The sequence below is a fragment of the Nitratireductor sp. PBL-C9 genome (genome assembly GCF_050877045.1).
Classification (GTDB): domain Bacteria; phylum Pseudomonadota; class Alphaproteobacteria; order Rhizobiales; family Rhizobiaceae; genus Nitratireductor; species Nitratireductor aquimarinus.
Map to the genome: position 1 here is coordinate 183050 of NZ_JBPAXW010000010.1, position 19869 is coordinate 202918.

At 63.2% G+C, this 19869-nt stretch carries 22 protein-coding genes; 11 read left to right on the top strand and 11 right to left on the bottom strand.

Going from position 1 to position 19869, the window contains the following annotated elements:
• Positions 1-18: 18 nt before the first annotated feature.
• Together ACRTG1_RS20515 and tesB are read right to left on the bottom strand one after the other, a co-directional pair.
• Complete coding sequence (locus tag ACRTG1_RS20515) at positions 19-357, bottom strand: P-II family nitrogen regulator (RefSeq protein WP_113153460.1); 339 nt, start codon at positions 355-357, stop codon at positions 19-21.
• A gap of 219 nt (positions 358-576) precedes the next feature.
• A complete protein-coding gene (tesB, locus tag ACRTG1_RS20520; RefSeq protein ID WP_113153461.1) occupies positions 577-1443 on the bottom strand; it encodes an acyl-CoA thioesterase II in 867 nt (288 codons plus the stop codon).
• Positions 1444-1574: 131 nt separating this feature from the next.
• Here tesB and ACRTG1_RS20525 point away from each other — a divergent pair, with 131 nt between their 5' ends.
• The 3 genes from ACRTG1_RS20525 (at position 1575) to ACRTG1_RS20535 (ending at position 4572) form a co-directional block, all read left to right on the top strand.
• Positions 1575-2819 carry a ubiquinone biosynthesis hydroxylase gene (locus tag ACRTG1_RS20525; protein ID WP_206545684.1) on the top strand — a complete coding sequence of 415 codons (1245 nt, stop codon included), beginning with the start codon at positions 1575-1577 and terminating at the stop codon, positions 2817-2819.
• Between the two features lie 56 nt (positions 2820-2875).
• Positions 2876-3313, top strand: coding sequence for an OsmC family protein (locus ACRTG1_RS20530; RefSeq protein WP_113153463.1), 438 nt, complete (start codon positions 2876-2878; stop codon positions 3311-3313).
• A 128-nt stretch (positions 3314-3441) separates the two neighbouring features.
• Positions 3442-4572, top strand: a complete 1131-nt coding sequence (locus ACRTG1_RS20535) for a Glu/Leu/Phe/Val family dehydrogenase (protein ID WP_432517030.1) — start codon at positions 3442-3444, stop codon at positions 4570-4572.
• A gap of 62 nt (positions 4573-4634) precedes the next feature.
• Here the strand turns inward: ACRTG1_RS20535 and msrA are convergent, their stop codons facing one another.
• The gene (msrA, locus tag ACRTG1_RS20540) at positions 4635-5276 is read right to left on the bottom strand and encodes a peptide-methionine (S)-S-oxide reductase MsrA (RefSeq protein WP_394374062.1); all 642 of its coding nucleotides are present in this window, start codon (positions 5274-5276) and stop codon (positions 4635-4637) included.
• A 184-nt stretch (positions 5277-5460) separates the two neighbouring features.
• Between msrA and ACRTG1_RS20545 the strand changes: the two genes are divergently transcribed.
• Positions 5461-6774: an MFS transporter gene (locus tag ACRTG1_RS20545; protein ID WP_432517032.1), complete on the top strand. Its 1314-nt coding sequence runs from the start codon at positions 5461-5463 to the stop codon at positions 6772-6774.
• 206 nt (positions 6775-6980) lie between these two features.
• Here the strand turns inward: ACRTG1_RS20545 and ACRTG1_RS20550 are convergent, their stop codons facing one another.
• The 6 genes from ACRTG1_RS20550 to ACRTG1_RS20575 all read right to left on the bottom strand — a co-directional run bounded on the left by ACRTG1_RS20550 (position 6981) and on the right by ACRTG1_RS20575 (position 11512).
• Positions 6981-7763: a succinate dehydrogenase iron-sulfur subunit gene (locus ACRTG1_RS20550; protein WP_113153467.1), complete on the bottom strand. Its 783-nt coding sequence runs from the start codon at positions 7761-7763 to the stop codon at positions 6981-6983.
• Positions 7764-7775: 12 nt separating this feature from the next.
• Entirely contained in the window at positions 7776-9623 is a 1848-nt protein-coding gene (gene sdhA, locus ACRTG1_RS20555) for a succinate dehydrogenase flavoprotein subunit (protein WP_113153468.1), read from the bottom strand.
• 8 nt (positions 9624-9631) lie between these two features.
• On the bottom strand, positions 9632-10015 hold the full coding sequence (sdhD, locus tag ACRTG1_RS20560; RefSeq protein ID WP_113153469.1) for a succinate dehydrogenase, hydrophobic membrane anchor protein: 384 nt from the start codon (positions 10013-10015) through the stop codon (positions 9632-9634).
• Positions 10016-10017: 2 nt separating this feature from the next.
• On the bottom strand, positions 10018-10425 hold the full coding sequence (gene sdhC, locus ACRTG1_RS20565) for a succinate dehydrogenase, cytochrome b556 subunit (protein ID WP_113153470.1): 408 nt from the start codon (positions 10423-10425) through the stop codon (positions 10018-10020).
• A 225-nt stretch (positions 10426-10650) separates the two neighbouring features.
• A complete protein-coding gene (locus ACRTG1_RS20570) occupies positions 10651-11013 on the bottom strand; it encodes a hypothetical protein (RefSeq protein WP_113153471.1) in 363 nt (120 codons plus the stop codon).
• Between the two features lie 7 nt (positions 11014-11020).
• Positions 11021-11512: a GNAT family N-acetyltransferase gene (locus ACRTG1_RS20575; protein WP_113153472.1), complete on the bottom strand. Its 492-nt coding sequence runs from the start codon at positions 11510-11512 to the stop codon at positions 11021-11023.
• Positions 11513-11646: 134 nt separating this feature from the next.
• On the opposite strand from ACRTG1_RS20575, the gene ACRTG1_RS20580 reads away from it, so the two are divergent.
• The 3 genes from ACRTG1_RS20580 to ACRTG1_RS20590 are packed head-to-tail and all read left to right on the top strand — an operon-like array spanning position 11647 to position 14202.
• Positions 11647-12012: a hypothetical protein gene (locus tag ACRTG1_RS20580; protein ID WP_113153473.1), complete on the top strand. Its 366-nt coding sequence runs from the start codon at positions 11647-11649 to the stop codon at positions 12010-12012.
• A gap of 37 nt (positions 12013-12049) precedes the next feature.
• A complete protein-coding gene (locus tag ACRTG1_RS20585) occupies positions 12050-13375 on the top strand; it encodes a hypothetical protein (RefSeq protein WP_432517033.1) in 1326 nt (441 codons plus the stop codon).
• Positions 13376-13422: 47 nt separating this feature from the next.
• Positions 13423-14202: a hypothetical protein gene (locus tag ACRTG1_RS20590; protein WP_206545759.1), complete on the top strand. Its 780-nt coding sequence runs from the start codon at positions 13423-13425 to the stop codon at positions 14200-14202.
• Between the two features lie 137 nt (positions 14203-14339).
• Here the strand turns inward: ACRTG1_RS20590 and ACRTG1_RS20595 are convergent, their stop codons facing one another.
• Positions 14340-14558 (bottom strand): helix-turn-helix domain-containing protein, encoded by a 219-nt coding sequence (locus ACRTG1_RS20595; RefSeq protein ID WP_206553241.1) that lies wholly within the window; start codon positions 14556-14558, stop codon positions 14340-14342.
• Between the two features lie 5 nt (positions 14559-14563).
• Positions 14564-15109 (bottom strand): DUF2975 domain-containing protein, encoded by a 546-nt coding sequence (locus ACRTG1_RS20600; protein WP_206548012.1) that lies wholly within the window; start codon positions 15107-15109, stop codon positions 14564-14566.
• Between the two features lie 83 nt (positions 15110-15192).
• Between ACRTG1_RS20600 and ACRTG1_RS20605 the strand changes: the two genes are divergently transcribed.
• From ACRTG1_RS20605 to ACRTG1_RS20620, 4 genes are all read left to right on the top strand, one after another.
• The gene (locus ACRTG1_RS20605) at positions 15193-15810 is read left to right on the top strand and encodes a hypothetical protein (RefSeq protein WP_432517034.1); all 618 of its coding nucleotides are present in this window, start codon (positions 15193-15195) and stop codon (positions 15808-15810) included.
• Between the two features lie 223 nt (positions 15811-16033).
• Positions 16034-16735 (top strand): gluconate 2-dehydrogenase subunit 3 family protein, encoded by a 702-nt coding sequence (locus ACRTG1_RS20610; protein ID WP_432517035.1) that lies wholly within the window; start codon positions 16034-16036, stop codon positions 16733-16735.
• 2 nt (positions 16736-16737) lie between these two features.
• Positions 16738-18507: a GMC family oxidoreductase gene (locus ACRTG1_RS20615; protein WP_113153478.1), complete on the top strand. Its 1770-nt coding sequence runs from the start codon at positions 16738-16740 to the stop codon at positions 18505-18507.
• Positions 18508-18518: 11 nt separating this feature from the next.
• On the top strand, positions 18519-19859 hold the full coding sequence (locus ACRTG1_RS20620; protein WP_206995363.1) for a cytochrome c: 1341 nt from the start codon (positions 18519-18521) through the stop codon (positions 19857-19859).
• The last annotated feature ends 10 nt before the right edge of the window (positions 19860-19869 follow it).

Consider the following 19869-nt stretch of genomic DNA (forward strand, 5'->3'; position numbering starts at 1 on the left):
TCCATCGGAATATGCCGCCTAAAGCGCTTCGACGCCGGTTTCGCCGGTGCGGATGCGCACCGCGCGATCGAGCGCGTGGACGAAAATCTTGCCGTCGCCGATCTGGCCCGTGCGCGCGGCCTCGGCGATGGCCTCGACCGCCCGGTCAACCAGGTCGGAATCGACGGCCACCTCGACCTTGATCTTGGGCAGGAACGTCACGGCGTATTCTGCGCCGCGATAGATCTCCGTGTGTCCTTTCTGTCGTCCGTAGCCCTTCACCTCTGTCACGGTGAGACCCTGAATGCCGAGGCCGGTGAGCGCTTCGCGCACGGCCTCCAGCTTGAAGGGCTTGACGATTGCCATCACGATTTTCATGGCAGTTCACCTTTGCTGTTGCGGGGTTCCCGCGGGTTGCCTGCATCGCGCGAACCGCCATGCGGGCCGCGTCAGCAAAGGAGAAACAAATGCCGTGCCAGTTTGACGGCGCGATACGCAACGCGTTGAAAAAGATATGAAAAAAGAAAACCGGCGCTGAGAAAGCTCAACGCCGGCAAATCATAAATGAACAGAAATTAGGCAGAATATACGATTTGCCTATTTTGTGCGCAGGCGCACCAGACCTTCCTGGGCCACGGAAGCGACCAGCGTGCCATCGAGCGCATAGAGGCTGCCGCGCGAGAAGCCGCGCGCGCCCTGCGCGGACGGACTGTCCTGCGTGTAGAGCAGCCAGTCGTCGAGCCTGTGCGGGCGATGGAACCACATGGCGTGGTCGAGACTTGCCATCTGGATATCGGGATCGAAACCGTTTCGCCCATGGGCGAAGGTGGAGGTATCGAGCAGGGTCATGTCGGAGAGATAGGCGAGCACGGCGGCCTGAAGCGCGCGATCATCCGGCACAGGACCGGTGGTGCGGATCCAGACATCCTGGCGCGGCGGGAGCTTGTCGCGGCTGGTGTAGTGCTCGACGATGACGGGGCGCACTTCTATAGGACGCTCGCGCGCCCAGTAGCGGCGGATGTTTTCCGGCACGCTGTCGCCGAACTCCTGCAGGAATTCGCGCTGGGTACGCAGGTTTTCCGGCGGGGTGACATCCTGCGGCATGGGGATCTGGTGATCGAGGCCGGGCTCTTCCTTCTGGAAGGAGGCCGAAAGCGAGAAGATCGCATGGCCATGCTGGATGGCGACGACGCGGCGCGTGGTGAAGCTGCCGCCATCGCGGATGCGGTCGACCTCGTAGATGATCGGAACGGCGGGATCGCCCGGCCGCATGAAATAGCAATGGAGCGAATGGACATGGCGGGCGGCATTGACCGTGCGCTGCGCCGCGACAAGGGCCTGACCGATGACCTGACCGCCAAAAACACGTTGCCAGGCCGATTGAGGGCTGCGACCACGAAACAGATTGTGTTCCAATGTCTCAAGATCGAGTATGGCGAGTAGGTCTTGCATGGCCGACGACATTAACGGATCCCCTCCGGCAGCTTGAAACGATGGCTGACGGTTTCCAAGACGAAGGCGGGGGTCAAGTCAAGCCAAGCAGTGACACGCCCGGCGAATAGGGGCACAGAACCGGTGACGAACGAGGTAACGGCATGGCCAAGAGCACGAAACAGACTTCCACGCGGGAGCTGGACATCCTGATTGCCGGGGCGGGCTATGTGGGCCTGGCGACCGCCGTCTCGATCTGCCGCGCGCAGCCGAACCTGAAAGTGGCGCTGGTGGATGCCGCGCCCGAAGGCGTCTGGCAGCGCGACGGACGCGCATCGGCCATCGCCGCAGCGGCCTGCCGGATGCTGAAGCGCCTCGACTGCTGGGACGAGATCGAGCCGGAAGCACAGCCCATCACCGAGATGGAGATCACCGATTCGCGCACCGCCGACCCGGTGCGCCCCGTGCTCCTGACCTTTGGCGGCGAAGCCGAAGCGGGCGAGCCCTTCGCGCATATGGTGATGAACCGGCACACCAACGGGGCGCTGCGCGCCCGCGCCGCCGAATGCGGCATCGAGATCATCGAGGGCGTGGCGGTGGAGGGTTTCACCGATATGGGCGGCCATGTGGAGGCCAGCCTTGCCGACGGCTCCACCTGCCGGGCACGCCTGCTGATCGCCGCCGATGGCGTGCGCTCGCGGCTGCGCGACATGGCGGGCATCAAGACCGTGCACTGGGGATATGGCCAGTCGGGCATTGTGTGCGTGGTGGCGCATGAGCGCCCGCACAATGGCCGCGCGGAAGAGCATTTCCTGCCGGCCGGCCCCTTCGCCACCCTGCCGCTGAAGGGCAACCGCTCGTGCATCGTGTGGACCGAACGCACCGAGGATGCGGAGCGGCTGGTCAATGAGGACGACCTGGTGTTCGAGCAGGAGCTGGAGCTGCGCTTCGGCCTGAAGCTCGGCGAGATCCGCGTCGAGGGTCCGCGCCGGGCATGGCCGCTGGGACTGACGCTGGCGCGCGACTTCGTGAAGCCGCGCTTTGCGCTGGCGGGCGATGCGGCACATGGCATCCACCCCATCGCCGGACAGGGGCTCAATCTGGGCTTCAAGGACGCGGCGGCGCTGGCCGAGGTGATCGTCGAGGCCGAGCGGCTGGGCGAGGATATCGGTGCGCTCGACGTGCTGCAGCGCTATGAGCGCTGGCGGCGCTTCGACACGGTGCAGATGGGCGTGACGACCGACGTTCTGAACCGGCTGTTCTCCAACGACATCGCCCCGGTGCGGGCGCTGCGCGATTTCGGCCTCGGGCTGGTTGAACGAATGCCCTCCATGAAGCGTTACTTCATCCAGCAGGCCTCGGGCATCGCCCCCGGCACGCCGAGACTGCTGCGCGGAGAGGCAATCTAGGGCGATCTGGCCTTTCCGTCTCAACGCACTATTTCAACGAGGAGAAGACCATGGCTATGAAACGGCATGCGAACGTCACCTGGAAGGGATCGCTGGTTGAGGGCTCAGGCAGCCTCGACACGCAAAGCGGTGCGCTTTCGGGCCTCCCCCTCGGCTTCAAGGCCCGCTTCGAGGACGAAAGCGGCAAGACCGGCACCAATCCGGAAGAACTCATCGCGGGCGCGCATGCAGGCTGTTTCGCCATGCAGCTCTCGCACATGCTGGCCGGCAACGACACGCCGGCCGACAAGCTGGACGTGCGCGCCGATGTTTCGCTGCAGCCGGCCGAGGGCGGCGGCTTCGAGATTACCAAAAGCGCGCTGACACTGGTGGGCAGCGTGCCCGGCCTCGATGAAGCGAAATTCATTGAGATCGCCGAGAAGGCAAAGGCCTCCTGCCCCGTCTCCAAGGCGCTTGGCGCCATCGAGATCACGCTGGACGCCAAATACGGCTGACGACACTTTCGCGATGAAAACCGTCGGCCGACGCAACGGAAGGTCGTTCGATGGACACACTTCGCAACCAAAAACCGGGTGATACAGCTAGACTTTCCTTACGGAACAAGTCGTTCGGGAGGAATGGCATGCTGCAGACCCACACACCGCGGACCCTGAAAACCGCGGCGCAGAAATCGACACTCACAATCACCGACATCACGGCTAAGGCCGCGAAGCTGGACGCGTTCGACAATCACGAGCGCGTCTGGCACGGCCGCGATGAGGAACGCGGCCTGAACGCCATCGTGGCGATCCACAACACGGTGCTTGGCCCCGGGCTGGGCGGAACGCGCGTGTGGCCGCACGAAACCTTCGAGGCCGCCCTCACGGACGTTTTACGCCTCTCGCGCGGCATGACCTTCAAATCAGCCGTGGCGGGCATGGCGTTCGGCGGCGGCAAGGCGCTGATCATCGCCAATTCCAAGACCGACAAGACACCGGCTCTTCTGGAAGCCTATGCCGAGATGCTGGCCGCACTGGAAGGCCAGTTCTTCACCGGCGAGGATGTGGGCTTCACGGTCGCCGATGCGGACTTCCTGCGCGCCCGCACCCCCAATGTGACGGGCACCACGGTGGGCGGCAGCGGCAACCCCTCGCCCGTGACGGCGCATGGCGTTTTCCTGGGCGTGAAAGCGGCGCTGAAGCATCGCGGCGTCGACACACTTGAGGGCGTGCATGTGGCCGTTCAGGGGCTGGGCTCGGTCGGCTGGACGCTGTGCGAGAAACTGCATGCGGAAGGCGCGCGGCTTTCTGTGACCGACATCGACACGGCCCGCATGGAACAGGCGAAAGAGGCGTTCGGCGCAGAGCCTGTCGCGCTTGATGCGATCCTGCAGGTTGAGGCGGATGTGTTTGCGCCATGCGCGCTGGGCGGCGTGCTTTCGGCAGAAACAATCCCCCTGCTTGGGGCAAAGATCGTTGCGGGCGCGGCCAACAATCCGCTCGTGAACCATGAAGACGCCCGGCTTCTGATGGAGCGCGGCGTGCTCTATGCGCCCGACTATGTGATCAATGCCGGCGGGCTGATCAATGTGGCGGCAGAACTCGCGCCCGGCGGCTATGACCGCGAGGCGACCATGGCGAAAGTGGCGAAGATCCCCGAAACGCTGACCGACATCTTCGAGCGCGCGGAAGCGCAGAAGCGGCCAACCAATGACGTTGCGGCGGAGATTGCCTTTGAGCGCATCGACGCCGCGCGGAACGACGCTGCGGGATAAGGCTCTGATCCAAGCTTGGGCGACGGGCGGGGAACAACCCGCCCCGCCCTGCCGGATGAGAATTACTTTATGCCGGTGAAGGCGGCGTCGCCCCAGACCTGCTGGACGCGCGCATCGCGGCCACAGCCCTTGCGATACCCTTTATAGGCATCCTTCTTCTTCACCAGTCCGAAGCGGGAGAGAATGCGCTCGTCGCTCTGATAGTAGTTCTGGTGATAGTCTTCCGCCGGCCAGAAAGTGGCCGCGCCAAGAACCGGCGTGACGACCGCGCCGCCAAGCGCCGCATTGGCCTCTTCCTTTGCCTTTTCGGCAGCGGCCTTCTGTTTGTCGTTCAGCGCATAGACAGCGGTGGAATAGCTTTCGCCCCGGTCACAGAACTGGCCGCCGGCATCGGTGGGATCGACCGAGCGGAAGAAAATTTCCAACAACCGGTCATAGCTGACCTTCGCATCGTCAAAATCGATCTTCACCACTTCACGGTGCCCGCCCGAGGCGTAATTGCGGTAGGTGGGGTTCTCGGTCCTGCCGCCGGCATAGCCGGACACCGTGTCGAGCACGCCCGGCACCTTGTCGAAATCCGCCTCGACACACCAGAAGCAGCCGCCGGCGAAAATTGCCGTCTGCTTTTCAGCCGATGCCGGCTGCGACACCGCCACCATGGCGGTGAAGGAAAAGGCAGCAGCCAAAAGGGAACGTCGCAACATGAAAGTCTCTCCTGTGTTCCCGCACAGAGCTACCGCGCCGGGCGACGAATTCAAATCAAGCCGCTACACGCTTGCGTGAGGTGACGGGGTGGCGGGCCACCTTCCCGCAACGGCATGCCGCCATGGACACACAGGCTGCCGGGAGGCAGTATCGCGACCCGACGAACGCGCAGGCAGGAAGACGATGCTCGGCATTCTCAGAAACCAGACATATAGCCGGCTTTTCACCGCGCAGGTGATCGCCCTTCTGGGAACCGGGCTGATGACCGTGGCGCTGGGACTGCTCGCCTATGAACTGGCCGGAGCGGATGCGGGCGCGGTGCTGGGAACGGCGCTGGCCATCAAGATGATTGCCTATGTGGGCGTTGCGCCGGTGGCGCAGGCGCTGTCGGACAATCTGCCCCGGCGCGCGTTGCTCGTCTCGCTGGATGTGTTTCGCGCGGCGGTGGCGCTCTCGCTGCCCTTCATCACCGAGGTCTGGCAGATCTATGTTCTGATCTTCCTGTTGCAGGTGGCCTCGGCAAGTTTCACGCCCACTTTTCAGGCGGTCATTCCCGACATTCTGCCGGACGAGGAGGAATACACCCGCGCCCTTTCGCTTTCGCGGCTGGCCTATGATCTGGAAAACCTGATCTCGCCGATGCTCGCAGCCGCACTCCTGACCGTGATCAGCTTCCATTATCTGTTTGCAGGGACGGTGGCCGGCTTTCTGGTTTCGGCGGTTTTGATTCTCAGCATCACACTGCCCGCCGCCACGGCCAAAACGCGCCGCAGCTTTGCCGAACGCACGACACGGGGGATGCGGATCTATCTCGCCACGCCCAGACTGCGCGGCCTGCTGGCGATCAGCCTTGCCGTGGCTGCGGCGGGCGCGATGGTGATCGTGAACACGGTGGTTATCGTGCAGGCGCGGTTCGGCCTGAGCGAGGTGGAAGTCGCGTGGGCGTTCGCAGCCTTTGGCAGCGGCTCAATGGTGGCCGCGCTGGCGCTGCCGCAATTGCTGGACCGGGTTGCAGACCGGCCCGTGATGATCGCGGGGGCGGTTATCCTGACCGTCGGCACCGCACTCGGAGCGGCGGTGAACAGCTATGCGGCCCTGCTGCCGCTCTGGCTGGTGATCGGCATCGGCTACAGCGCCGCGCAAACACCCTCAGGCCGGCTGTTACGACGCTCGGCGCAGTCGGAAGACCGTCCGGCGATCTTTGCCGCACAGTTCGCGCTGTCGCATGCCTGCTGGCTTGTCTCATATCCGCTGGCGGGGCAGCTTGGCGCGCGCATCGGCCTTGAAGCCACCTTCCTGGTGATGGCCGCGATCGCGGCGGTCGCCATCGTGCTTGCCGTAAAATTCTGGCCGGCAGAGGAGGCAGCGGACATTCCGCATGAGCATCCGGAACTTGCGCCGGATCACCCGCATCTGCGCGAACACAGGACAGGCGGGAAGCACCGTCATGCCTATGTGATCGACGACCTGCACCCGCGCTGGCCGAGCGCGGCCTGACAGGGGGCCGGGATTCCGAGAAGCGGAAACGAAAACGGGCCGGCAAAAGCCAGCCCGTCAATCTGATCTGAAAGCCTTTCACCCATACGGGCAAAGGCAACCCGGTTGGACGCGGAACACCGTTTCATGGAAACGCCGCTCCGCTCTCTCTGTTTGTCTTCGCAATTCCGGACGGAAAACCGGTTCCCGCTTTTCCTGGAATTGCGCTAGACGCGGCGCTCCACCATCATCTTCTTGATGTTGGCGATGGCCTTGGCCGGGTTCAGGCCCTTCGGGCAGGCCTGCGTGCAGTTCATGATCGTATGGCAACGATAGAGCCGGAAGGGATCTTCCAGATTGTCGAGGCGCTCGCCCGTCTTCTCGTCGCGCGAATCGATCAGCCAGCGATAGGCCTGAAGCAGCACGGCAGGGCCGAGATAGCGCTCGCCATTCCACCAGTAGCTCGGGCACGAGGTCTGGCAGCAGAAGCACAGGATGCACTCGTAAAGCCCGTCGAGCTTGGTGCGGTCCTCATGGCTCTGCTTCCATTCGGTCGCGGGCTCGGGCGTGACCGTCTGCAGCCACGGCTCGATGGAGGAGAGCTGTGCGTAGGGCACGCTGAGATCCGGCACCAGATCCTTGACCACCGGCATGTGCGGCAGCGGGTAGATCTTGACCGCGTCCTGAGCAACCTCATCCATGCCCTTGGTGCAGGCAAGCGTGTTGGTGCCGTCAATGTTCATGGCGCAGGAGCCACAAATGCCCTCGCGGCAGGAACGGCGGAAGGTCAGCGTCGGATCGATCTTGTTCTTGATGTAGATCAGCCCGTCGAGGACCATCGGCCCGCAATCGTCCATGTCGACATAATAGGTGTCGACGCGGGGATTGGCTTCATCGTCCGGCGACCAGCGGTAGATCTTGTACTCGCGCAGGTTGGTCGCGCCCTCGGGCTTCGGCCAGACCTTGCCCTCCTGGACACGGGAATTCTTGGGAAGGGTGATTTCGACCATGACTTCCTCGGCTCAGTAAACCCGCGCCTTGGGCGCGATTTTCTTGGGATCGATGCCGCCGTCTTCCGGCTTCAGCATCGGGTCGGTGTGGACGGGACGATAGTCCAGCGTCACCTTGCCGCTCTCATCGACCCAGGACAGGGTGTGCTTGCGCCAGTCCTCGTCGTTGCGGCCGCCCATCGGACCATCCTTGTAGTCCTCGCGGGCGTGTGCGCCACGGCTTTCCTTGCGCGCCTCGGCGCCGAAGACGGTGGTGATGGCGTTGGCCATCAGATTTTCCAGCTCCAGCGCTTCCATGAGATCGGAGTTCCAGATCATCGAGCGGTCGGTGACCTTGATGTCGGGAAGCTCTTTCCAGACTGCAGTGATGCGCTCGCAGCCCTGCTCCAGCGATTCCTGGGTGCGGAACACGGCGGCGTCTTCCTGCATGGCGCGCTGCATCTTCTCGCGCAGCTCTGCCGTCGGCTGGGAGCCGTTGGCGTTACGCAGGCGGTCGAAGCGCTCCATGATCCTGTCGCAGGCGGCCTCGTTGAGCGCCGGAACCGGCGCATCGCGGTCGACAACCTCACCGGCGCGGATGGCGGCGGCGCGGCCGAACACGACCAGATCGATCAGCGAGTTGGAGCCGAGACGGTTTGCACCGTGGACGGAGGCGCAGGCGGCCTCGCCGACGGCCATCAGGCCCGGCGCGATCGCATCCGGATCGTCCTTCGTCGGGTTGAGCACCTCACCCCAGTAGTTGGTCGGGATGCCGCCCATATTGTAGTGGACGGTCGGCAGGACCGGGATCGGCTCGCGGGTCACATCGACGCCAGCGAAGATGCGGGCCGATTCGGCGATGCCGGGCAGGCGCTCGTGAATGACCGCCGGGTCCAGATGATCGAGATGCAGGTAGATGTGATCCTTGTTCTTGCCGACGCCGCGGCCTTCACGGATCTCGATGGTCATGCAGCGCGAAACCACGTCGCGGGAGGCAAGGTCTTTCGCCGACGGCGCATAACGCTCCATGAAGCGCTCGCCCTCGGAGTTGACCAGATAGCCGCCCTCGCCGCGCACACCCTCGGTGATGAGGCAGCCAGCGCCGTAAATGCCGGTAGGGTGGAACTGCACGAACTCCATGTCCTGCAGCGGCAGGCCGGCGCGGGCGACCATGCCGTTGCCGTCGCCCGTGCAGGTGTGGGCGGAGGTGCAGGAGAAGAAGGCGCGGCCATAACCGCCCGTCGCCAGAACCACCATCTTGGCGGAGAAGCGATGGATCGTGCCGTCTTCAAGGTTCCACGCCACGACGCCGGTGCAGACACCGTCGGTCATGATGAGATCGAGCGCGAAATACTCGATGAAGAACTCTGCGTGATTCTTGACGGACTGGCCGTAGAGCGTGTGCAGGATGGCGTGGCCGGTGCGGTCTGCCGCAGCACAGGTGCGCTGCACGGGCGGGCCGTCGCCGAAGTTCTGCATGTGGCCGCCGAACGGCCGCTGGTAGATCTTGCCTTCCTCGGTGCGCGAGAAGGGCACGCCGTAATGCTCGAGCTCGTAAACGGCGGCGGGCGCCTCACGGGCGAGATATTCCATGGCGTCGACATCGCCGAGCCAGTCGGAACCCTTCACCGTGTCATAGAGGTGCCACTGCCAGTGGTCGGGGCCCATGTTCTTGAGCGACGCGGCGATGCCGCCCTGGGCGGCGACCGTGTGCGAGCGGGTCGGGAAGACCTTGGTGATACAGGCCGTCTTCAGCCCCTGCTCGGCCATGCCGAGCGTGGCGCGCAGACCTGCGCCGCCAGCGCCGACGACGACAACGTCGAACTTGTGGTCGACATAGGTGTAGGCGTCTGCCGCCTTTTTATCTGTTGCCTTTGCCATAACCGGGTTCAGCCTCCGAAGGCGATCTTGAGAAGGGCGAAGAGGGAGACGACGCCCAGAATGAGGGTGAAGAAGATGTTGCCGATCATCAGGGCGACCTTGCAGCCCTCTGCGTGGATGTAGTCCTCGATGATGACCTGCATGCCGAGCTTCATGTGGTAGAGCACCGACAGGAGCGCGAACGCCAGAAGCACGGTGATGACCGGGTTGGCGATGGTCGCGCGGACCTCTTCATAGGATGCGCCATTGATGGCGATGACGAAGCCGATGAAGAAGATGACGAGCGGGACGTTGGCCACGGAGGTGAGGCGCTGACGCCAGAAGTGATCCGTGCCTTCCTTGGCGGAGCCGAGGCCGCGAACGCGGTTAAGCGGTGTGCGCATGTCGCTCATGATCAAAATCCTCCACGAACGGCGTAGCCGATGACCCACACGAGAATGGTGAGCACGATGGAAGCGGCGATGGTGGCCTTGGCCATTTTCGTCGCGGTGGCCTTTTCGAGGCCGCGGCCCGTGTCCCACACGAGATGGCGCAGGCCGCCGATCAGGTGATGGATCATGGCCCAGGTGAAGCCGAACAGGACGATGCGGCCAAACCAGGAGCCGTAAATGCCGTTGACCAGGTCGAAGGTTTCCTTCGAACCGGCGGCGGCGGCCAGCCAGATGACGAAAAGCACCATGCCGAAATAAAGCGCGCCGCCGGTGATGCGGTGCACGATCGACATGACCATCGTCGGAATCGGGCGATAGATTTGCAGGTGCGGTGAAAGCGGCCTGGCTTTGACAGTTGTGGATTTGCTCATGGCTTCCCCAATTCGATACCGGCGCGGCGGGGTGGCTGTTGCGAGAGCGATATCGTATCCCGAACTCGCGCCCTGCGGCTGTGGCTTTCTAATGCGGTTTTTGCAGTGCGTCAAAGCCGCAACAGCGTTCCCTTCAACGAATATATCGCAGGTGTAACGCGTGGCGAGCGGCATTGCGCGGCTTCAAACGATTGAAGAGGATTTTTCGCGCAGCGACTCCCGAAATCAGCGACGGCAGGTGATCGGCACCTTGCCGCTGACCATCCAGAGCGCCTCGCCGCCCTCAATCACGACGGCATAAAGCGACTCACCAAAACGAACGTGCTGGCCGGGCGGCGACGCCGGCAGCTCCAGCTCCAGCCCGCGCGGGCTGACGACGGAGATGCTCGAGCCCTTCGGGGTGATGCTCATCTGCATGCCGTCATCGCAGGTGAGCGTGACGGGACCGGTGAAGGCCGGCTTCGCGGCATCCGGCTTTTCAGGCGTTGCGGCGACACAGCCGGCGAGAATGCCCGCACAGCAAATGGCCACAAGCCCTGAAAGGCCGCGCTGGCGCAGCCGCATGAAGGTCGTTCCTGTAGATTTCATAATGCCTCTATTGCGCGTCCGAGCCGGGGGACCGATCCGCACCCTGGTCGAAACGAATGACATGCGTGGTCCAGTCGGCGGGGGCGGCCAGCGCCTCGTAGAGCTTGCGCCCTTCATCCGGCTGACGCGGCGCATTGAGCGCCAGACGGGCCCAGCCACGCTCTTCGGCCTGGTCGGCGATCACATCGACCAGCGCCTTGCCGATGCCCTTGCGGCGGTGATCGTGGTGCACGAACAGATGATCGACGAGGCCGTGGCGCATGCCCGACACCGGGTCCGGCAGGTCGTAGAACAGCGCAAAGCCGACCAGCGCGCCATCAAGGCTTGCGCCAACGACTTCGACCGCGCGGTCCTGCAGAAGCGTCTCGGCGTAATATTCGTCGGGGCGGCGCGGCGCACCGCGCTTCAGCGACTGCGTGTAAGCCGCCAGAAGCGGCGCCAGAACATGCGCATCCTTGAGACGCAGCGGATTGATGTCGATCTGATGATTCTCGCCCATGGAGCACCCTTCCCCGAAATTAACCACGTCTGTCAATCGGCATGTTCGCGCTGCATGCTCGACGTGACAAAGGTTAAGAAAAGCTTAATGTATGAGGATCGAGGGGGCCACGAGGATTTAAGGAGCGATGGCGCATGCCTTTACGATCTTTATTCGTGGCCGCGGCCCTTGCGGCCGCAGCGACGACTGCGCCGGCGCTGGCCGGCAGTTTTGATGGCGCAGGCCAGGGCCGCGTCTATGCGGACGCCTATGGCAATCTGGTGATCGAGAGCCGCGCGGGTTTCAAGCGCATCATGGTCGGCAAGGGCTATATGGCCGGCGACTATCAGGCGCTCGACCTCGAAACACCGCGCGAGACAGCCTATCTGGAGCGCGACGGCGGCAAGCTCTATCTGCGCCGGGCAAACCCGTGCACCGAGGGCGTGCTGATCAAGGGCCGCAGCTACATGTATGGCCTGCCAGACGGCGTGTTGCCGGTTCTGGTCGCGCCCTGCCGCTGAACCATTAAAACCGGAACAGGCGAGCACGGGAGGCCCCATGAGCCGAGAGGCCGAAACCGCCCGCGCGCTGCGCGGCCATATCGACCAGATGCAGACCATGACCCGCTTCGTGCTGGCGACGCTGGCGCTGGCAAGCGGTGTTTACACCTATCTCGGCGTGCGCAGCCTGCTGGACGGCACCGCGACGCTCGTGTTTCTCGCCGCCGTCATCTATTCGGCGGCGGTTTCGGTCGGCATTTACGGGTTCTGGACCTATCTCATCCGCTTTCTGCCGGAAATGCGCGACGCGGGCTCGCGCATGGCGCTGTTCGGCGTGATGGGCGTGGGCTGTTTGATGATCGTGGCCATGTCGTCCTGGCTGAACGCGGCCGCGCTGGCCGGCTCGGCTGCGGTGGAGCAGCATCTGGCGGAAACGCTGGAAGACTATACGGGCGATCTCGATCAGGCTCATTCCAATGCGCTGGGCGCGTTATCCCTGCTGCCCGACATTCAGCGCACGGCGGAACGCTTCTCGCGCCTTGCCGAAGAGGAGCGCAATTCCGGCGCGCTGACCGGCACGTCGGGCTCGGGCAGCGTGGTGCAGCTTTTGACCCAGATGTCTGCGCAAATGCGCGAGCTGGAAAGCACGATCCAGAATTCACGCGAAACGGTGAGCGAGCAGTTTCAGCGCGGGCAGGAACGGCTTGCGGAAATGCGCACGCTGGTTTCGGCCCCCGGCCCCATCCAGCCGCGCTCCGACCGTTTCGCGGAGGAAGCCGTGGCGCTGGCGGGCGTGATCGCGGCGCTGGAGCAGACCTCCATCGCGCCCTCCGTGGCGCGCGCGGCAGCGGATCTTTCCGCCGGCTTCATCGCGCCGGTTGCGGATGGCCGCTCAGGCGATCTGGCAGACCGTCAGGATGCGGTGATGGCGACGGTGCGCAGCTCGGTCGCCGCCCAGTCCAAGGCGCTGTCGGATGCGGCGGAGGAAATTCTCGCACAGCCGAAAGTGGCGGAACGCCGCTATGTGCCGCTTTCCTCGGCTGAAGCCGTGCTGCGCTACGCAGGCAGCTTCCTCCCGAGCTGGGCAGGCGCGATCTCCATCGACCTTTTGCCGGCTGTTCTGGTGGGCGTGCTTGCAGTGGTGTTCGCCTCGATCCGCCGGGGCGAGGCCGAGCTGACCCCGGCAGACCGGATCACGGCGGCGGACATGATGCGCTCGCTCGAGCTGCATGACGCGATCCTGGCCCGCAAGGCTGCTGCGGAGACGCAAACACCGCCCGAACCGACAGAAGCGCAGCCTGTTCCGCCCGAGGCCGAGCCGCAGCCGGCGCGCAACATCACCCCGCTTTCCACACTCACCGACCGCAAACGGCAGGAACCATGAGCGACCATCTGGCTTCCCTCGACGAGAAACCGCAGCGCGGCCTTCTGATGCGCTATTTCAGCCGCTTCGATGACGGCAAGCTGATGCGCTGGGCCTTTGTGGGCGTTTTGATTGGCTCGGCAGCCGTGCTGGGCATGGATCTGCGCGAGATGGTGGACCGCAATGGCGGGCTATGGCCGGCAGAGAGCGCCGACCCGATGAAGCGCAGCGTGACGGTTCTGCCGCCGGCGGTGGAAACGCATGGCGCGCGCGAACAGTCGGCCGATCCGCGCCAGTTCGTGCGGACGGATCGCGATGCGCTGCGTGACCCGATCAGCTTCACGCTGAAGGCGGGCGGCGTGCTGGCCGCCAATGGCGCAATCGACCAGGGGGCGGCGGCGCGCTTTGAGAGCGAGCTGGAGGCGCGCGGCGAATATGTGACGCATGTGGCGCTCAATTCGCCCGGCGGTTCGCTTGAGGACGCGATGGCGATTTCCCGCCTGGTGCGGGAACGCAATCTGGCGACCAGTGTTGCCGATGGCGCGATCTGCGCCTCGTCATGCCCGCTCATTCTGGCCGGCGGCGTGGAGCGGCAGGCCGGAGACAGGGCCGCCATTGGCGTGCACCAGTTCTATGCAGCGGAAGAAATGAACAACCCGGCGCAGGCGATGGCCGATGCGCAGATCATCACGGCCCGGATCTCCCGCCATCTGGACGAGATGGGCGTTGACCCGGCGCTCTGGCTGCACGCGCTCGATACGCCACCGCGCGCGCTCTACTATCTGACGCCCGAGCAGATGAAGGATTATCGCCTCGTCACCGGCCCGCTGAAACTGGCGCGGAACTAGAGCAATATGAGGGCTTCCTTCTCCCCGCCGGCGGGGAGAAGGGGGCGTTGAAGGCGGCGCCTGGACAGAGCCCCCTTCAACAGAAACGGGCGTGAACCCGGAGGTCACGCCCGCTGCGCTGTCTAAAGCCTGTCTTCTCAGCCTTCCTCGGGCGCAGGCTGATATTCGAGCAGGTCGCCCGGCTGACAATCGAGCGCCTGACAGATTTTTTCCAGCGTCTCGAAGCGCACACCGCGCACCTTGCCGGATTTGAGCAGGGACACATTCTGCTCCGTAATGCCGATCATCTCGGCGAGTTCCTTGGAGCGCATCTTGCGGCGCGCCAGCATGACATCCAGATTGACGACTATCGGCATGGCGATCACACGAAGTCGCGCTGTTCGGCGCGGACATCGGCCGCAACGGCCATGAGCCGGCCCGTCATGTACATGATGCAGGCAATGAGAAGCGTCAGCAGCTCCGAACTGCCGAAACCGAGTGTCAGCATCTTTTCTCCGGGCGGATTGCCCATGGTGAGCGCCAGGATCATCAGCATGCGCAGGAGAATGCCGCCGGCGGCCAAGGCGACAAAGGCCGTGCTGGCGCGCCCCATCCAGTGCGCGGATTCGCCCGAAAGCGGCTCTTCGGCAGAAAACGCACCGAACATGCGCCAGACGCTATAGAGCGCGGCAAACAGAAGACCAAGCTGGATGGCAATCAGCGCTGCGGTGATGGCAACCGCAGACGAGGTGAACACAAGCGGGCCTGACAGGTCGAGCTTCTCCCGCACCTGTTCCTCAAAGAACACTGCATCGTTCAGTGACGCGAAGAAGAACAAGGCCACCGCAAGGGCGATCAAAGCCCCGCACACCAGAACAATGCCCTGCATCAGCCGGCTGAGCCGCCGCAGGCGCGTCACGTCTTGCATACCAATCTCCGTTTGATTGAATTAATTAATGTATTACGATAATTAATTATCTCGATTCGTTTCTCATGAAAAGGGCCATACCGATGTTTTTTCGCAAACGCACCGTGACAAGCCTTGCCGGCGTCTTCTGCGCTGCCGCGCTTTCCGCCTGTGTTTCGGGCAATCCCCGCACGCTTTATGAACTGTCAAAGTTCGATCCGCTCAGCGCCGACCCGGCAGGCATCGCCGTGGCGGTCAAAACGGACAGGAAGCTTTATCTGAGGCAGGGAGACGTGATGCTGCGCATGGCGCTCGCGAGCGAGGACAAGAACAGGGCTTTCGATGAACGCTTCGTGTTGACGGTGATCGAAGACAAGGAGCCTGCGGGCTTCGGTCAGGCATTGAAGCCCAATGAGCATGTCCTCTCTGCCGCCATCGCGGCAGAAGACCGGCAGCGCTTCAGGGCTGCACAGGCCAGAGCCCGCGCGGCGCGGGCCGAAGATGCAACGGAAGGCAAGGGCTCGATCAGCGTCTCGATCAATGGCGGCTGCACAAGCGGCCCGCTGGACCTGAAGGAAACAACGGTGCGCAGCTATATGCGCACACAGGCCGGCGGGCGCTTCTTTCCGCTGACGGGGGAGATGAAAATCACAGAAGTTCTGGGAAATAAAAAATCGTCAGCGATTCGAATCCCCTCCTGCGAAATAAAATTATCGAAATAAAAAACAAAACAATCCTCTGAAGAATAAAATTACTCCCACAACCAAGGATTTAAAAAACGAAGTTTAAATCGATACAATTCACTGAATGAAAAAACATTACGTCGCGTTATGTTTTCTGGAGCAATAAATTGAAGTTGTTTGTCGAGCGGGCTCGTCCTAGGAGAGGAACATGCTGCCTTTCCCAGGCAGATTGATGTTCAACCCGCTGGCAGGACACCTTCCCATGACTGACATTCCCGGTCTGCCCAGCCGCAGAAGCTTTCTCAAAGGCTCTGCAGCTGGCGTGGCCCTTTCCGCGCTCGCGACCAGTGCAAGCGCCGAGAAGGCCGAAGCCCCGGTTTCCCTCGAAGACTACAAGCGTGAATTTCTGAACGACGCCGAATGGGCGTTCGTGATGGCCGCGACCGCGCGGCTCATCCCGTCCGAAGGCGACGGTCCCGGCGCGATCGAGGCGCGCGTTCCCGTCTTCATCGACCGCCAGCTCGCAGGCGACTATGGCAGCGCCGAAGACTGGTACATGGAAGGCCCGCACGATGCGTCCGCTTCGCCTCAACTGGGCTGGCAGACGCCGCTGACGCCTGCCGAAGTCTACCGTCAGGCCATTCCAGCCTTCGACGCCTGGTGCTCAAAAACCCATGGCGACATCTTCGCCGGGCTTGAAGCCAACCAGCAGGACGAGGCGCTGACTGCGCTGCAGAACGGCGATGTGGAACTGCAGCCGGAGGTGCGCGACTTCTTCTCCATTCTGCTTGCCAACACGAAGGAAGGCTATTTCGCCGACCCGATGTATGGCGGCAATCACGGCATGCAGTCGTGGGTCTATATCGGCTTTCCCGGCGCACGCGCCGCATTCCGCGAATGGCCCGAGCGCCACAACATCAGATATCCGCTCGGACCGGTTTCCATCAGCGGCGAGAGGGCTTGATCATGGCGCGTCAGGAAAAGAAGAAAGACGTCGTCATCGTCGGCCTGGGCTGGACCGGCGCCATCGCCGGCATCGAGCTGGCGCAGGACGGCCTTGAGATCGTCGCGCTGGAGCGCGGCCCGGACCAGTCGACCGTGCCGAACTTCAAGTATCCCAACCAGATTGATGAGCTGAAATACGGCGTGCGTCTGAAAATGATGCAGAAGCTGAGCCAGCAGACGGTGACGGTGCGTCGCAATGAAGACGAAACCGCCCGCCCCTACCGCAAGCTCGGCTCCTTCCTGCCGGGCAATGGCGTTGGCGGCGCAGGCACCCACTGGAACGGCCTCAACTGGCGTCCGATGCCGGAAGAGCTGAAGCTGAAATCCTACGTCATCGAAAACTGGGGCGAGGATATCATTGCCGAAGACATGACCATCGGCGATTACCCGGTGAGCTATGACGAACTCGAGCCGTATTTCACGCAGTTCGAGAAAGTGGCGGGCATTTCCGGCTATGCGGGCAATCTCAACGGCGAGATCCGCGAAGGCGGCAACCCGTTCGAGGGCTGGCGCTCCGAGGACTTCCCGATGCCGCCGCTGCCGCGCACATGGGACAGCCAGAAGTTCCACGATGCCTGTATCGCGTCGGGCTACCATCCCTTCCCTGCGCCGGCGGGCATCGCCTCCACCGCCTATGTGAACCCCTATGGCATGCAGATGGGGCCGTGCAATTTCTGCGGCTTCTGCGAGCGCTATGGCTGTTACCAGTATTCGAAATCTTCGCCGCAGACGACGATCCTCGATGCGCTGAAGCGCAAGCCGAACTTCTCCTACCGCACCCATTGCGAAGTGCTGCGGGTGGAAATGGCCGAAGACGGCAAGACGGCGACGGGCGTGACCTATTTCGATGAGGAAGCGCAGGAAGAGGTGTTCCAGCCGGCGGATCTGGTGATCCTGTCGAGCTATCAGCTGAACAATGTGCACCTGATGCTCGTCTCCGGCATCGGCGAACCCTATGACCCGGCCACGGGCAAGGGCGTTACCGGCAAGAACTATGCCTACCAGATGAATGGCGGCATCTCGATGTTCTTCGAGGACGACAATTTCAACCCGTTCGTCGGGCATGGCGCCAACGGCACCTGCATCGACGATTTCGCGATCAACCAGATCGATTTCGGCGAAGAAGGCTTCATTGGCGGCGCTTACTGGCGCTCGGGCACGTTCAACGGCCAGCCGATCCGCAACATGCCGCTGCCCAAGGGCACGCCCGCATGGGGCGCAGGCTGGAAAGAGGGCATCGGGCGCTGGTACGGCCACGCCATGTCGATCGGCTCGCACGGCTCGAACCTTGCCTATGCGAACAACTATCTCGACCTCGATCCGAACTATACGGACCGTCATGGCCGTCCGCTGATGCGCATGACCTTCGACTGGCACGACAATGATCTGCGCATGAACCAGTTCATGAAGAGCAAGATGGAGCCGCTCGCCAAATCCATGAACCCGGACATCATGCAGGTCGGCTTCAAGGGACCGGGCGCGCATTATGACGTGCGCCCCTACCAGACGACGCACAACACCGGCGGCCACATCATGTCGGAAACCCCGCAGGAAGGTGTCGTCAACCGCTACTGCCAGGCCTGGGACAAGCACAATGTCTTCGTCATGGGCGCAGGCAATTTCGTGCAGAACACGCAGTACAACCCGACGGGCCTGCTTGGCGGCCTGGCTTACTGGACGGTTCAGGCGATCCGCACCCAGTATCTGCCCAATCCGCGTCCGCTGGTCTGAGGAGCATACAGATGAAAACCTTTCTCAGAATCCTCGCCGGGCTCGTTGTGGTGGGCGTCATCGCCCTTCTGGCATTCGTGTTCGTTCCGGTGAAACGCTCCGCCCCCACCCAGAACCTGGCGGCCGACTGGCAGCCGGAAGAGGGCCAGGGCCAGTATGTGATGTATGCGGGCGACTGCGTGGCCTGCCACACGGCGGAAGGCGGCGAACCGCTGGCCGGCGGCCGCCCCATCGAAAGCCCCATGGGCACGATCTGGTCCACCAACATCACGCCCGATCCGAAGACCGGTATCGGCGGCTGGTCGCTTGACGATTTCCGCGCGGCCATGGTCGACGGCCTGATGCCGGACGGCACGCATCTCTATCCGGCCATGCCGTATGAGAACTTCCGCTTCATGAGCGAGGCGGACATCCGCGCGCTGTACGACTATCTCATGAACGGTGTGGAGCCGGTGGAGAACCGGGTGCAGGCGACGCAACTCGCCTTCCCGTTCAACCAGCGCTGGGGCCTGCGCGCCTGGAACTGGATGGCGCTCTCGCATGAGGCCGGGTTCAAGCCGCTGGGCGCATCGGAGATGCAGGATCGCGGGCAGTATCTGGTGGAGGGTGCGGGCCATTGCGCCGCCTGCCACAGCCCGCGCAACGATCTGATGATGCAGGACGGTGTGACGGCGAGCCAGAAGACGTTCCTCGCCGGCGGCGTGATCGACGGCTGGGAAGCGCCGGCGCTTTATGGTCCCAATTCGACCATTGCGGGCTGGAGCGTTGAAGAGACGGCAAACTATCTGGCCACCGGCCGCAACGCGCATTCTGCCGCCAATGGCGAAATGGCGCTGGTGGTGGAGCATTCGCTCCAGCATCTGACCGACGCGGACAATCTCGCCATCGCCGCCTTCCTTAAGGGCAAGGATGCGGAGACCACCGAGGTGGCCGGCGTGATGAAGGCGATGCCACAGCCGGAAGCGGATGCGGCAGGTGAAGAAACCGCAGCCATGCTGACGGAAGCCAGCCCCGACATGCCGCTCGGACCGCGCCTCTATCTCGACAATTGCTCGGGCTGTCACTTCGTGACCGGCAAGGGCGCGCCGGAGATCTTCCCGGAGCTCGAGAACAACCCGATGGTGGTGAGCGCCGAGGTTGGCCCGCTGATCTCCGTCATTCTGAATGGCGCAGAGGTTCCCTCGACCGAGAAGCGGCCAATGAAGCTCGTGATGCAGGGCTATGCAGAGCGTCTGGACGACGCGGAGGTTGCCGAACTCGTCAACTTCCTGCGCTCCTCCTGGGGCAATGACGCAGCCGCCATCTCGGCGGAGGACGTGGCCAAGGTTCGCGCGGCGCAGTCGACGCACTAGAGCAATTCCA